General features: G+C 42.5%; 11 protein-coding genes. 10 read left to right on the plus strand and 1 reads right to left on the minus strand.

Annotation, left to right across the window (positions count from 1 at the left end):
• The first annotated feature begins 2 nt into the window (after positions 1-2).
• From KTO63_RS10760 to KTO63_RS26450, 9 genes are all read left to right on the plus strand, one after another.
• Positions 3-2,399, plus strand: coding sequence for a glycoside hydrolase family 2 TIM barrel-domain containing protein (locus tag KTO63_RS10760; protein ID WP_232373120.1), 2,397 nt, complete (start codon positions 3-5; stop codon positions 2,397-2,399).
• A gap of 240 nt (positions 2,400-2,639) precedes the next feature.
• Positions 2,640-5,990, plus strand: coding sequence for a glycosyl hydrolase (locus tag KTO63_RS10765; RefSeq protein WP_217791285.1), 3,351 nt, complete (start codon positions 2,640-2,642; stop codon positions 5,988-5,990).
• Between the two features lie 420 nt (positions 5,991-6,410).
• Positions 6,411-6,872 carry an IS200/IS605 family transposase gene (gene tnpA, locus KTO63_RS10770; RefSeq protein WP_217791286.1) on the plus strand — a complete coding sequence of 154 codons (462 nt, stop codon included), beginning with the start codon at positions 6,411-6,413 and terminating at the stop codon, positions 6,870-6,872.
• Between the two features lie 386 nt (positions 6,873-7,258).
• Positions 7,259-8,365: a glycoside hydrolase family protein gene (locus KTO63_RS10775; protein ID WP_232373121.1), complete on the plus strand. Its 1,107-nt coding sequence runs from the start codon at positions 7,259-7,261 to the stop codon at positions 8,363-8,365.
• 307 nt (positions 8,366-8,672) lie between these two features.
• On the plus strand, positions 8,673-9,119 hold the full coding sequence (locus KTO63_RS10780) for a MaoC family dehydratase (protein ID WP_217791287.1): 447 nt from the start codon (positions 8,673-8,675) through the stop codon (positions 9,117-9,119).
• Complete coding sequence (locus KTO63_RS10785) at positions 9,119-10,291, plus strand: CaiB/BaiF CoA transferase family protein (RefSeq protein WP_217791288.1); 1,173 nt, start codon at positions 9,119-9,121, stop codon at positions 10,289-10,291. Before KTO63_RS10780 ends, KTO63_RS10785 begins: the two co-directional genes overlap by 1 nt.
• Positions 10,292-10,293: 2 nt before the next feature.
• Complete coding sequence (locus KTO63_RS10790) at positions 10,294-11,442, plus strand: CaiB/BaiF CoA transferase family protein (RefSeq protein WP_217791289.1); 1,149 nt, start codon at positions 10,294-10,296, stop codon at positions 11,440-11,442.
• Positions 11,443-11,684: 242 nt separating this feature from the next.
• Complete coding sequence (locus tag KTO63_RS10795; RefSeq protein ID WP_217791290.1) at positions 11,685-12,548, plus strand: amidohydrolase family protein; 864 nt, start codon at positions 11,685-11,687, stop codon at positions 12,546-12,548.
• A 70-nt stretch (positions 12,549-12,618) separates the two neighbouring features.
• Positions 12,619-13,662, plus strand: a complete 1,044-nt coding sequence (locus tag KTO63_RS26450; protein ID WP_217791291.1) for a Gfo/Idh/MocA family protein — start codon at positions 12,619-12,621, stop codon at positions 13,660-13,662.
• A 317-nt stretch (positions 13,663-13,979) separates the two neighbouring features.
• Here KTO63_RS26450 and KTO63_RS10805 read toward each other — a convergent pair whose 3' ends face one another.
• Positions 13,980-14,891 (minus strand): AraC family transcriptional regulator, encoded by a 912-nt coding sequence (locus KTO63_RS10805; RefSeq protein ID WP_217791292.1) that lies wholly within the window; start codon positions 14,889-14,891, stop codon positions 13,980-13,982.
• Between the two features lie 153 nt (positions 14,892-15,044).
• On the opposite strand from KTO63_RS10805, the gene KTO63_RS10810 reads away from it, so the two are divergent.
• Positions 15,045-15,737: a DUF3826 domain-containing protein gene (locus KTO63_RS10810; RefSeq protein ID WP_217791293.1), complete on the plus strand. Its 693-nt coding sequence runs from the start codon at positions 15,045-15,047 to the stop codon at positions 15,735-15,737.
• Positions 15,738-15,760 lie beyond the last annotated feature (23 nt).

Genomic DNA, 15,760 nt, shown 5'->3' on the forward strand with positions numbered 1-15,760 from the left:
TCATGAAAATCAGGTTATACTTACTTCTTTTTATTTCGATCATTGGTGCGGCAAATGCTTTTGCACAAACGACTTCAAGCGGCGCAATGTTGTTTGATGACGACTGGTTGTTTTGGCGCGGCGGGGCATTGGGTGGCGAAAAGCCCGACTACAAAGACAATGATTGGCGAAAAGTAAATCTGCCACATGATTGGAGCATTGAAGATCTACCGGGTACCAATTCTCCTTTTAGTCCATATGCAATAAGCCAGGTGAGCGGTGGTTTTACAACAGGTGGCACTGCATGGTACAGGAAAAAGTTCTTTGTTGCCAAGACAAAAAAAGAACAGCAAACGATCATTCAATTTGACGGTGTTTATATGAATGCAGACGTTTGGCTAAATGGCAAACGACTGGGCAATCATCCTTATGGTTATACATCCTTTTGGTTCGATATTACAAACTTAATCAAGCCCGATACGATAAATGTTATTGCTGTACGTGTGAAAAATGAAGGCGAAAACAGCCGTTGGTACTCCGGTTCCGGGATTTACAGGCATGTTTGGTTGCAGGCATTTGATCCTGTTCATGTTGCGCATTGGGAAACTTTTATTAGAACATTGAATGCATCAAATGCGAAAGCTTCCGTGCAATTGAACACTGTTTTGAAAAATGAAAGCAAGCAAAATACAGACATTCGGGTAGTTACAAAAATATACGACAATCAAAATAAAGAGGTAGCCCAGCAAAGTTCAACACAACAAATAGCAGGTTCTGGCGAAGCGAAACTAGAACAACAATTCAATGTTGATCAACCAAAACTATGGTCTGTCGAAAGTCCGGTGTTGTATAAAGCCGTTGTATCGTTATATCACAACGATGAACTATTAAATGAAGAAACAACAGGCTTCGGCATAAGAACCATTTCATTTGACGCGACAAATGGTTTTCAGCTAAATGGTAAAGCCATGAAGCTGAAAGGAGGTTGTATGCATCACGATAACGGCCCGCTTGGCGCTGCGGCATATGACAGAGCTGAAGAAAGAAAGATAGAACTATTGAGGGCTGCAGGTTACAATGCTATCAGAACATCGCATAATCCACCATCTCCTGCATTGCTAAGCGCGTGTGACCGTTTGGGCATGCTGGTGTTGGAAGAAGCGTTTGATATGTGGAGGGAGAAAAAAAATGCAGAGGATTACCATCGCTTCTTTGATAAAGAATGGAAGAACGATATTGAAAGCATGGTGAAGCGCGACAGGAATCATCCGTCCGTTATCATGTGGAGCACTGGTAATGAGATACCCAACCGGGATAAGCCCGAAGTAGCGGCAGTTTCAAAAATGCTTACAGAACACATTCATTCACTGGATGCAACACGGCCTGTAACCTGCGGTGTTAATGGAGTCGGACCGGATAAAGATTCTTTGTTCGCAACAATGGATGTTGCAGGCTACAACTATGCGTTGGATAAATATGAAACGGATCATCAACGTGTGCCAAACAGAGTGATGTTTGCGTCAGAGTCTTTCGCGATTGATGCATTGAATTACTGGAACGCTGTTGAAAAATATCCATGGGTGATCGGCGATTTTGTATGGACGGCTTATGACTACATTGGAGAGGCAAGTATTGGCTGGTTAGGTTATCCGCAGCGTGGCTGGTTCTATCCATGGAACCTTGCGTATTGTGGCGATATCGATGTGTGTGGTTGGAAAAGACCGCAATCTTATTATCGTGATGCAATATGGAAAAACGGAACGCCGCTTTCCATTTTTGTCACACCGCCTGTGCCAACATTCTCTGACAAAAATCCGGCATTAGAAAAGTGGAGCACGTGGAACTGGCATGATGTGCAATCAAGCTGGAACTGGAAGGGTAGCGAAGGAAAGCTTTTGGTAGTGCATGTTTACAGTGCTGCCGAACAAGTGGAGCTTTTTCTTAACGGTAAATCGTTAGGCAGAAAATATAGCGGTAAAGACAGTGCTTATACCGCTACATGGGATGTTCCATACACGCAGGGAACACTTAAAGCTATTGGATATAATGGCTCATCGAAAATTGCAGAAACGAAGTTGGAAACTGCCGGGGCCGTTTCACAAATTAAAATGCAGGCCGATAGAAAAATCATCGATGCAGATGGACAAGACTTGAGTTACGTGACAGTTGAGTTAGCAGATGCAAAAGGTGTACGCAACCCCACCGCAGAAAATCTGTTGAAGTTTTCAATTAAGGGAGGAACAATTGTAGGCGTCGGAAATGCGAACCCGAAAAGTGTTGAAAGTTGCCAGCAGCCTCAGCGCAAAGCGTGGCAGGGAAGATGCTTAGTAATTGTGAAGGCGGGTAAGAAAAAAGGCGACATCGTTTTGAAGACAACAAGCGGAACGTTGAAAAGTGAAGTGAAGATTGCTGCGAAATAAGAGAGAAGGAACGCAGATTTTCATGATTGTCACGATTTGTGATGATTTTTTTGTTTTGAGATTTGATGTTTGAAATTGATAACACACTTTCGATGTTGAAATAGAAGTTGCGGTTTACAAGACCTGACAGGTTTTAAAAACCTGTCAGGTCTTGGTGTTGCAGCGAAATAAACGCTTTCAAATATCAAATCTTGACAATCATGACAATCATGAAAATCTGCCTTCTAAATAAATCATCGAATGAAGAAAGTTTTATTATACATCATTATCACACTTTTGTCGGTGCAGTTATTTGCGCAGAATGATACTTCTTTTTCGCGGCCCTGGGTGTTTTGGTACTGGATGCAAGGCGCGGTATCGAAAGAGGGTATTACCGCTGATCTGGAAGCAATGAAAGCCTCAGGCATTGGTGGCGCTTACTTAATGCCCATACAAGCGCCCGGTGAAAAACCTTTGGTAGATACACCAACAATACAACTTTCTCCGCGCTGGTGGCAAATGGTAAACTACGCCTTTAAAGAAGCGAAGCGTTTGGGATTGCAAATAGGCATGCATTATAGCGACGGTTTTGCTTTGGGCGGCGGGCCATGGATTAAGCCGGGGATGTCCATGCAAAAAATTGTAAGCATTGATACAGTGGTAGAAGGCAATAAGGATTTTAATGCAAGTGTACCAACTCCGCAAATCAATGAGAATTATTATCGCGATATAAAAATTGTGGCTTACCCAACGCCCGACGGCGCCGATATTTCAACACGCAATACAGTGCCTGTAGTCACAACAAATATAGAAGGGGCCAACGCACAATTGCTGGTAAAGCGAGGCAATAAAGAGGGCGTGAAAAGTGACAAGCCTTGCTGGATACAATATGCATTTCAACAGCCGTTCACTTGCCGTTCTATTTTGATTACCACCGGTGGAAATAACTACCAGGCACATCGTTTAAAAATTGAAGTGAGTGATGATGGAACGAACTTCAAATTTGTAACACAACTCGTACCTCCGCGCCATGGTTGGCAGGATACAGATGCGCCGGTTACGCATGTAATAGAACCTGTTACTGCAAAGTATTTTCGGTTCTCTTACGACAAAGAAGGAACAGAGCCGGGATCAGAAGATTTGGATGCTGCAAAATGGAAGCCGGTGCTAAAGCTGAATGGTCTTGAACTATTTGGTAAACCTCAGATTAACCAGTTTGAAGGAAAATCAGGAGAGGTGTGGCGCATAAGTTTGCCGACAACGCAAGAGCAAGTTCCGGAAGCGTTGTGCGTGCAACAATCTTCAATAATCGATCTTTCAAAATTTGTAGATGCCAGTGGTCGCTTGCATTGGAAAGTGCCTGCGGGCAAATGGACAATCTTGCGAATCGGACATACATCAACCGGCCACACTAATGCGACCGGCGGCGGTGGCAAAGGACTTGAGTGTGATAAGTTTAATGTAGATGCGATCAAGTTGCAGTTCGATAATTGGTTCGGGGCAGTATATAAAAATACAGACAAGGGATTAGCGCAGCAAGTGCTGAAATTATTTCATGTGGATAGTTGGGAGTGTGGCAGTCAGAATTGGTCGTCAAACTTTGCGGAAGAATTTGCGAAGCGACGCGGGTATGACATGATGCCGTATTTGCTTGTAATGACAGGCGTTCCGGTTGAAAGTGCAGATGTCTCAGAGCGCTTTCTGCGTGATGTAAGACAGACGATTGTTGATTTGATTGGTGATAAATTTTATGCAACACTCGCCACTCTTTCTCATGAAAAAGGTTGCTTGTTCACGGCAGAAAGTGTAGCGCCAACAATGACGAGTGATGGTATGTTGCATTATAAATACGTTGACATACCGATGGGTGAATTCTGGTTAAGAAGTCCAACGCATGACAAGCCGAACGATATGCTCGACGCCATTTCTGCCGCACATATTTATGGTAAAAGAATTATCCAGGCAGAAGGGTTTACCGAATTGCGAATGGCATGGGACGAACACCCTGCAATGCTTAAATCGATACTCGACCGCAATTATGCTTTGGGCATCAATCGCATCGTATATCACGTGTTTGCACACAATCCTTGGCTGGATAGAAAGCCTGGTATGACGCTTAATTCGGTCGGATTATATTTTCAGCGCGATCAAACATGGTGGAAGTCTGGAGCGGCATGGGTTGAGTACGCGATACGTTGTCAGAAGTTATTACAACGCGGTGTGCCGGTCGCTGACGTTGCAGTGTTCACAGGAGCAGAAATTCCGAGACGTTCTGTTTTGCCCGAAAGACTTATTTACACATTACCAGGTGTAATGGGAAAAGACATTGTTGAAAGAGAAGAGGCACGTTTGAAAAATATTGGTGTGCCTGTTAAAGAAATGCCTGCCAGTGTTTGGAGCACAAATATTGCGGAACCTAAAGATTGGGTGAATCCATTAAATGGTTACGCATATGATTGTATCAATGCTGATGCGTTGCTGATGGCAGAAGTAAAGAACGGCCGCATCGTTTTGCCCGGTGGCGCAAGTTATGGTTTGTTGATTATTCCTTCGAAGCATCCGATGTTGCCGGATGGTACAATAATGAGTCTGGCAATTGCAAAACATTTGTTGCAGTTGGTAAAACAAGGTGCGAGTATTTTGCTTCCCGATGGTTTGAAGGAATTGCCCGGGCTGGCATCGTCAAAAGAGGATGCAGTTTTGAAAAGCATAATAGAGGAAATTCGCAACTCTGGTAAAGATCGAATTGGGCAAGTGCCTTATATGAAAGCTGACTTTGAAAACTTCGGTTTGCAACGCGATGTTTTTTTTGCAGACGACCAGAATAAAGTAGTAAAAAATATTGCCTACACACATAGGGTCGACGGCAATACAAATATTTATTTCATCAGCAATCAAAGTGATAATGCTGTTTCGCTGAACGCATCACTAAGGGTTTCCGGCGGTGTTCCTGAAATATATGATGCCGTGACAAACGGAACGCTCGCCGCAAAAAACTGGAAAGTAATTAACGGAAGAATCTTATTGCCATTGCATCTTGAAGGAAGTGGCTCTTTGTTTGTGATCGTAAAAAATGAGGCCACCAGGAAAGTAAAATCATCAACAGGATTTAATCACTCTGAGTTTGCAACACTCTCTACGATCAATACCTCGTGGAGTGTAGTGTTTGATAGAACCTATGGCGGTCCTGCGAAACCACAGGTGTTTACCTCACTTGCGGATTGGACGTCCATCAACAATGATAGTGTGAAATATTATTCAGGCACTGCCATTTATACAACAACGTTTAATTGGAAGGCTTTGTCTGTTGGTAACAGAATATGGTTGGATGTGGGAACGGTAAACAACATTGCGCAAATAAAAGTAAACGGCATAAACTGCGGTGTGGCATGGACAGCACCATATCGTGTTGATATAACAAAAGCTTTGAAAACAGGCGTAAATAAATTAGAAATTGCAGTGACAAATACATGGGCCAACAGATTGATCAGGGATCATTCTTTGCCGGAAGCAGAAAGAGTTACGAATACGGAATCGCCATATAGGCTGGAAGGAAAACCTTTGTTACCTGCAGGTTTGCTGGGGCCGGTGACGTTGTTGAATGAGAAGTAAGGAGCGCGTGTAATAAGTCATATTTATGCCCGACGGGCAATGAAGTTTTATGCAGGGAATTTCTATTGATATTATTTTCCTACGGGAAAAGGGGGGAGCGATTAGTGTTTTAAAAAATATTTGCCAGAAAGCCTGAAAGAAATCAGGTGTCCTGTCCAATGGAACCATGAGGTAAGTCTTTTTTGTTGACGCTAGTAGGAAACAAATAAGGATTTAAATGATAGAGGCGTTCCAATTTGCCCGTAGGGCAACAATATCAATAGAATTCCAATGTCATGTGAATTATTGCCCGTAGGGCATTAATCGACAAAGAATATTGGTTAAAACACATGTGAGATAAAATATGTATCGGGTAGAAATGGAGAAATGAACGCTTGAAAAGGAAGAAGAATATATTTGTTCATAAAGCTTTTTAAGTTCATGGCAAATACATATTCTCAGATTTATGTTCATTTTGTGTTCGCTGTGCAGAGTAGAATAAGTTTAATCCGCGATGAATGGAAAAATGAATTGTACAAGTATATGACAGGCGTAATTGAACAGCAGGGGCATAAATTATTTCAAATAAATGGAATGCCTGATCATGTGCATGTACTGGTAAGCATGAACTGTACACAATCTCTATCGGATTTGATGTATCATGTGAAAAGGAGTTCTTCTTCGTGGGTAAATCAGAAAAGACTTGTGCCAGGTAGATTTTCGTGGCAAGAAGGATTTGGTGCGTTTAGCTACGGCAAGTCACAAATAGGCGATGTTATCAGGTATATTGAAAACCAGGAGGAACATCACAAAACGCGAAGTTTTATGGAAGAATATGTTGCATTCCTAAAGGCATTTGACGTTGAGTTTGATGAACGATATGTGTTTAAGTCGATTGATTAAATACCCATTGTTAATGCCCTACGGGCAAAAATGTCTTTAGGAAAGGGTTTCTATTGATATTATTTCCCTACGGGAAATGGTGTCTAAGCTCGGAGTTTTCATAAATATTGATTAGAGAATCTTGAAAGAAATCTGACGTGGTATTTATAGACTGCGTGGGTAGAATTTTTTATTGTTGACGGGAACCGAACGATGCTTTTACAAGGGTTGTTGCGTTCTAATTTGCCCGTAGGGCAACAATAGCAATAGGCTTCAATGTCGTATGAATTTTTGCCCGTAGGGCATTAACTGAATAATGTCGAATGTGAGAATGAATACAACAGAAGCTAGTGTCGGGTTGGATTTGAGGTTTTAAACAATATTCGGAGTAATTAATGTTCAAGATAATGAAGCACTTAGCCTATTACACTTTCTTTTTTGCTTTGGTGGTATCTATTACCGCAACTGCGCAAACTTCCAAAGAAGTGCCGCAGGGGACAATGCAGGAAATTTATGAAGAAATCAAAACACCTTATAAATACGGCCTTGCGGTTGTTCCGGAAAGCAGCGACAAGAAAATTGATTGCCCCACGGTGTTCCGTAAAGGCAACAAATGGTATATGAGCTACATTCAATTTGATGGTCGCGGCTACGAAACATGGCTGGCTACAAGTAATGATCTCTTGCAATGGAAAACATTGGGGAAAATCTTGTCGTTCAGTGATACGACGCAATGGGACACGCATCAAAAAGCTGGCTACGTGGCATTGGAGGATTATACATGGGGCGGATCTTACAACCTTCAAAAGTATGATGGCAAGTATTGGATGTCATATTTCGGAGGCAATGAAAGAGGCTATGAGGCAGGTCCGCTTGCCATCAGTATTGCGTACACTTCTGGCGATGCAGCGAAGGCGCATGAATGGGATAGAATGCCTGCACCTGTTTTGACAGCAAAAGACAATGATGTAAGGTGGTGGGAAAACAAGAAGTTGTTTAAAAGTTCTATCATTTGGGACAAACAAAAACTGACCGGTTATCCTTTCGTGATGTATTACAATGCGAATGGAGATTCTGCCATCAACAATATCAAAACAAGATGGTACGAAAGAATCGGCATGGCTGTGTCGAAAGACATGAAGACCTGGAAACGTTATGAAAAGGAGCCTGTAATGCATCATCCTGTGGGTATAACAGGTGATCCGGTGATACAGAAAATAGGAGATGTGTGGGTTATGTTTTATTTCGGTGCCTTCTGGAAAGGTAGTAAGGACGGCGCTTACAACCGCTTCGCCTGTTCCTATGATCTCGTGCACTGGACAGACTGGAACGGCGATAACCTCATTCAATCATCAGAACCCTTCGACGCCAAATGGGCACACAAATCTTACGTAGTTAAATACAAAGGTGTCGTTTATCACTTCTATTGTGCTGTTGATAAAGCTGATCATCGCGGCATTGCCGTTGCTACTTCGGTTGATAAGGGAAAAAGCAAAGTGGAATTTGTAAAATAGTTGATTACTTGAGACGCGAATACTCACCACTAAGGCACTGAGGGCACTAAGCCTCACTAAGGATTGTTTCTAATTTAGACATTTCTTAGTGAAACTTAGTGCTCCTTAGTGTCTTAGTGGTAAACATTCGAGGTTTGCTCGTTCATGACTTTCGTACACCGTACTTCGCACTTCGCACATTTTCCGATGGGTAATAACAATCGAAATTGGAATATAATCCATTCCTTTTTGCAAATAATCTATTGCGGCAAACTGTTTTCCACGCTAAGTTCGCATTGTATCACAACCAGATTCAAAAGAGCGGAGTATGGCGCAAAACAGGTGGTTTGAAGAGATCGTTTTAGGCGAAGGCAGGCAAACCCTTTCGAAGGCAATTACAGAAAAAGATATTGATTTACACGCAGCGCAGACAAGTGATTTTTTTCCTCATCACATGGATGCGGAATGGTGCGCAACGCAACCTTTCAAAAAGCGAATGGCACATGGCACGCTGGTGTTTAGCATAGCAATAGGACTTACAGCTTCGGATATCAACGAATTGGCAATGACGTATGGCTACAACCGCCTTCGCTTTGTAAAACCTGTTTTTATAAACGATTCCATCAACGTTAAAACGACCATTGTCGCAAAAGAAGATCATAAGAAACCTGAGTTCGGATTAGTATTTGAATCTGTGGAAACATTTAACCAGCATAATGAACTGGTTATGGTTTGTGAACACGTGTATCTCGTTCAACGAAAAACAATTGCTTGATGACTGACATTGTTTTGCCATTAAATGGATTAGTTGTACTGGAGTTTTGCCAGTACCTCTCAGGCCCTTCAGCTGGTCTGCGTTTGGCAGATCTTGGTGCAAGGGTGATAAAGATCGAACATCCCGAAAAGGGAGAAGCCGGAAGAAAATTGTCCATCAAAAATCTTTGGGTGGGCAGCGACAGCTTGCTATTTCATACCATCAACAGAAACAAAGAAAGTTTTACAGCCGACCTTAAAAACGCAGAAGAATTACTAACGGTTAAGCTCCTGATTAAGAAAGCAGACGTGCTGATCCATAATTTCAGACCGGGAGTAATGGAGAAAATCGGGCTGGATTATTCTACTGTAAAACAAATCAATCCGTCACTCATTTACGCAGAAATTTCCGGTTACGGAAAAGCCGGTGCATGGCAAAGTAAGCCAGGACAGGATTTGCTGTTGCAATCCATAACGGGCCTTGCATTCGCCAGCGGCGACCAGGATGATGCACCTGTGCCTTGCGGCGTGTCGATAGGTGATAATTTATGCGGCGCGCAATTGGTGCAGGGTATTTTGGCCGCACTTATCAGAAGACAAAAAACAGGACAAGGCGCTTTAGTGGAAACAAGCTTAATGGAGTCGTTGCTCGACTTTCAGTTTGAGTTGCTCACCACGTATTTCGCTTCGAAGCAACAGCCGGTAAGAAGTAAGGTAAGCAATGCGAATCCCTTGCTCAGTGCGCCTTACGGCGTGTATGCTACACAAGATGGTTACATTGCTATTGCCATGATGAACCTCGCGCAGCTTGCTACAGCGGTTGACTGCCATATTTTACATAGCTATTCGCAAAGCGATGCCTTTGCAAAAAGAGATGAGATAAAAGAAGTAATTACGCAACATATCGCCGGCAACATTTCTTCATACTGGCTCGAAAAATTGCATGCGGCGGGCTTGTGGTCCATGGAAATAATGGACTGGCAGCAGCTATCCACGCATGAAGGTTATCTGTGTCTCGAGATGGAACAAACCATCAATGTTCCCGGTTCAGATATTACAACGACAAGATGTCCCATAAAAATAGACGGCAATAGAATTTATTCCGGCACGCCCGCTCCGTTATTGGGAGAGCATAATCAAAAAATTCACGAAGAAATTTTAAGTGAACCCGTATTCACGCAGCCAAAACTTTAGCCATGAAATTATTGCAGGACATTGTTGTATTGGATTTTAGTCAATTCTTATCAGGACCTTCCGCCAGTCTCAGGTTGGCCGACATGGGGGCCCAGGTAATCAAAATAGAAAAAAAAGGAACTGGAGATATCTGTCGCCAGTTGTATGTTTCAGATGTAATGATTGAAGGCGAGTCTACTATTTTTCACGCGATCAATCGCAACAAGCAGAGTTATGCTGCAGATCTGAAAGATGAAAACGATCTGCAAAAAATCAAACAACTGATCGCGAAAGCAGATGTTATGGTGCACAATTTCAGGCCGGGTGTAATGAAAAGACTTGGTTTGACTTACGAAGACGTGAAGAAAATAAATCCTCAGATTATCTATGGTGAAGTAAGTGGTTATGGAGACGAGGGCCCCTGGAAAGGCTTGCCGGGACAGGATTTGCTGTTGCAAGCGATATCGGGACTTTCATGGCTCAGTCATAATAAGGACAAGAAGCCAACGCCAACAGGAGTTGCAGTTGTAGATATTTTAACCGGCACTCACCTCGCTCAGGGGCTGTTAGCAGCTTTGTATCGCCGCGGTACTTTGGGTGTGGGAGCTTTGGTGCAGGTAAGCATGTTGGAGAGTATTCTTGACTTTCAATTTGAATTGCTCACTTGTTTTTACAACGATGGTGGTCAGTTGCCACAACGCAGCGCTATCAGCAACGGGAACGCTTATCTTTCCGCGCCATACGGTATTTACAAAACGGCTGATGGTTATGTTGCTTTGGCAATGGGCGATATTCCGTTACTGGGAAAAATATTGATTTGTAATGAATTGGATATGTTTCAAAATAAAGACGAATGGTTTACGAAGCGTGATGAAATAAAAGACATTCTGACCCGACATCTTGCACCACAAACAACCGCGCACTGGTTGTTGCTGCTGGAGCCTGCGGGTATTTGGTGTTCGGAAGTAATGAACTACGACACGCTCATGCAAAAGGATGCATACAAATTGCTGCAGATGGAAATGGAAGTGCGCACCGGCACCGGTTATGCGGTCAAAACGACCCGGTGTCCCGTTCGAATTGATGGCAAAATATTACACTCAGCATTAGGTGCGCCCGTTTTGGGCGAACATAACACGCAGATAGAAAAGCAATTTTCGGTTATACCTTAAAAAAATACTGTTTCATCTCTTCACAATGCCACACAACCATATCAGGCCTCATTTTTGGCCACAATTTATCTTAGAATGGTCGTAATCTCGTTCTAACGGTACTTGCTATTATGGCAATTACGCTATATTGCAGCAAGGTTACCTATGTATAGAACGGATTTGTCATTCACATTCCTTTCTTTACTGACGGCTGCCTCACAAAACTCTGATTTTAACCATTTTACAAGATTGCTTGAGGCTCCATGTTTAATCCGATTATTGATACACATATTCACGTTTGGGATCTTGATCATGCCAGGTATGCCTGGTTAGACAACGAAGGCCCTATGCTCCAACGCAGTTTTAATATTCACGAAATTGAAAGTGATCGTAAAGAACTGAATATAACGAAGGGTATTCTTGTGCAGGCTGCCGACAACCTGGAGGATACCGGTTGGATGCTGGAAGTAGCCTGCCAGACAGATTGGATTGCCGGGGTGGTGGGCTGGCTTCCGCTGCAGGATCCATTGAAAACGGAAAAGCTGTTAGCCGAAAAATATCTTTCTAACAAATACTTCAAAGGCGTTCGCCACCTGATCCATAACGAACCTAATACACAGTGGCTGTTGCAAGAAAGTGTTTTGCAAAGCCTTGAAATACTTGCAAAGCACGATATCGCTTACGAAATCGTGGCTGTGCAGCATGAACATATCGAAACAGCCATAGCCGTGGCAAAAAAAATACCTTCCTTACGCATGGTGTTTGATCACCTCAGTCAACCCCCAATCGATCAAAATGAGAAGTTTGGAAAATGGGGCGTGTTGATGAAAGAAGCGGCTGCGCATTCAAATTTCTATGCAAAAATTTCAGGTCTTGGCCTTGCCCAGGATAATAAGACCAGGCGCAAAGCAGCAGACATTGGCTCATATGTGTCATTTGTTGTGGAGCAGTTTGGAGAAGATCGCGTTTTTTGTGGAAGCGATTGGCCGGTTTCTTTAAAAGCAGAATCTTACAAGGAATCCTGGCAATGCTACAGGCAGCTAATAGAAACTCTTTTTAGTGAAGCTGTAAGCAAAAAAATATTCTGTGACAATGCCTCGCAGTTTTACAAATTGTCTGGTTTGTAAATTGTTGGGCGAATGTAATTCGCCCCTGCATCATGATATTATATAACCTTCAACATCATTTTGATCTTTCGTGACTACAAGACCAATATATATTCTCGGTGCAGGTGGAATAGTGAATGACGCGCATTTGCCGGCATACAAAATCGCCGGTTATAACGTGGCCGGTATTTTTGATGCGAATGAAGAAAAAGCAATCGCAACGGCCCACAAATTCAGCATTCCCGCTGTATTTGATTCGTTGGACTCCCTTGTAAAAAGCGTTCCTGCCAATGCGGTTTTTGATGTTGCATTGCCCGCCTCTGCTTTCATTGAAACATTAAAGGCTTTGCCAAATGGTGCAAGTGTGCTTTTGCAAAAGCCAATGGGAAATACATTGGAAGAAGCGAAGCAGATCAGGCGAATTGTCCATGAAAAGAAAATGTTGGCGGCGGTAAATTTTCAACTGCGTTACGCACCATTTGTAACCATGGCGCGTTCAATCATTTCCCACTTGGATATAGGGGAGATTTGCGATGTTGAATTCAATATCAACGTGTACACGCCCTGGCATTTGTGGGATTTTTTATACTCCTTGCCACGCGTTGAAATTTTATATCACAGCATTCATTATATCGATCTTGTCAGAAGTTTTCTCGGCAATCCAAAAAGCGTTTATGCGAAAACAACGAAGCACCCGCGCATGAAGGAACTGGCATCTGTGCGTTCCAATATCATTATGGATTATGGAGAAATGATCAGCGCCAATATTATTGTGAATCACTGTCACAATTTTGGTACAAAGCATCAATGCTCCAATTTAAAAATTGAAGGCACCCGCGGCGCCATCAACATTCAAATGGGCTTGAACATGAACTACCCGCAAGGCATGCCGGATGTGTTTGAATATGTAATACTGGAAGAAGGCAAAGAGCCACAGTGGAAAACACTTCCTGTCAACGGCACGTGGTTGCCTCACGCCTTCATCTACAGCATGGAACAATTGCTACTCGCTGCCGACGGCAAAATTCCTGCACCCGATAACTCTGTTGACGACTGCATCTACACCATGGCGTGTGTAGAGGCGGCGTATGCGTCGAGTGCGAAAGGAGGGGTAAATCTCGAAGACGTCAATTAATAATTAATAATTAAAAATTAATAGGTGCTGCAGCAAATATCTTGATGACATTCATTTAACGCCTTAGTGAAACTTAGTGGCCTTTGTGCCTAAGTGGTAAATGTTTTGAAGTTTCAATATTGATCTGTTTATAAACCGCTAGACTCAAAGTCGCGCAAATTTTTTTTAACACTAAGGCACTAAGGGCACTAAGTTTCACTAAGAATGCAGCAAATAATCCAATCATAAAAAAACATCAGCGTAAGTCAGTCCAATCTGCGTCATCTGCGTGCTCTCTCCATTTTCAAATTTTCAAATCCCCAAATTTTCAAATTGCCTCAATCTTTCTTCACACTCCTGTATTTCGTGGGAGGCATGCCAATTACTTTCGAAAATCTTCGTGAGAAATAATACGGGTCATCGAAGCCCATTTGCGAAGCCACTTCTTTTATGCTAAGGTCCGTAAGATCCAGTTGCTGACAGGCTTTCTGCATTTTCATCTGTATAAAATAATCTATCGGCGAGTAGCCTGTTTTTTGTTTGAAAATGTCAGAAAAGCGAGATGTTGAATAATCGTAGCTGGCGCTTAGATCCGGCAGCGAAATGTTTTCGTGGATGTGTTCACGCATGTACAGGATGGCGTTGTCAACACAATCATTTTTCTCCTTTGTATTTGCAATGCTGTGTTTTGCGGCATATACAAACAGCGTGAGAAAGTGCGGCAGGCACATGTTTGCGAACAGGAGATTATCTGTGCTGTAGCCAAGTTCAAGGGTTTTGTACATTTTATTGAACTGCGTAAAAATCTCGTCATTGCTTTTAATGTAGGCAGGTTTGTAGTGCTCCTGCACCGTACGAAGTGAGTTGAAGTGCGGCAATAATTCGCCCCCAAAGTGTATCCAGTAAATACTCCATGGATTTTTTTCCAGACTTCCGTAGCTGTGCTCAACATTTTGCGGCAAAATGAAAAACTCGTTTGGGCCAACTTCGTACTGTTTGTCTTCTATTTTATAAAAGCCATTTCCGTCAACACAGTAAAACAGGAAGTTTTCGGGCAAGCCTTTCTTTCGATAGGTGTAATGGCCCTCTGCCTGCGGATAATATCCAAGACTGCACAGGTACAATTGCTTCAGCCACATATTGCTTTGAATATGCGACTTTACGAGAGGCTTTGGGATTTCTATACGCTGGCGGCCCTGGCCGTACCAGATATTTTTGTGGGAACCGCGTTTGTTTGTTTGTTCTTGCATATGGCAAAAAATCTTTGGGAACGATTGCGTAAAATCTCGTACGATTTTTACGATGGATTTTTCCTAAAAATAGGAAAATAATCCATTCAATTAGTAAAAGATGTCATTGTTAACGAATATGAATATTATCATCTTTGAGAGATCAAAGCAGCCATGAAATTTAATAACAACGATGCATTTGCCAAATTACTGCCTGCCGTTCTAATAGCGGTACTCACCTTAATAACAGGTCAGGTAGTGTTGGGTCAAAACAACAACTCATCGGAAGAAAATGAAGCTGCTTACATTACCACCATCACAGAAAGATCCCAGAAAATTGTCTCTCCCCTCAATCTTGATGCCCCAAAAAAGCAAAAAATATGCGATATTGTGAAGCAGCAATACAGAGACCTGAATGCTCTTTATATATCCCGAGATAGTTTAGTGAGATTGGCCAAAGCTTCAAACCCGGTTAATAATACCACCCTCAATTCCATCGAAGACTCTACAACGGATTTAGTACGCAGGTTGCATGCGCAATACATTGAAAAACTTATCGCAGAAAACTTAAGTGAACAACAGGTAACAGTGATAAAAGATGGCATGACATATGGTGTGTTGGATGTTACTTATAAAGCTTACCAGGATATGATCCCGGCGCTTACTGCTGTGCAGAAAGTGCAAATTAAAGCCTGGCTCACAGAAGCAAGAGAATATGCTATGGATGGAGAATCTGCAAAGAAGAAGCATGCATGTTTTAGAGTATACAAAGGAAAGATCAACGAATACCTTGCAACACAGGGTTATGATCTGAAGAAAGAAGAAAAGGACTGGCAGGCAAGATTAAGAGAGGCAAGAAAAGGGTAAAAGCAGTCAAACAAAAAAGAGAA

Source organism: Pinibacter aurantiacus, assembly GCF_019130065.1.
GTDB lineage: Bacteria > Bacteroidota > Bacteroidia > Chitinophagales > Chitinophagaceae > Pinibacter > Pinibacter aurantiacus.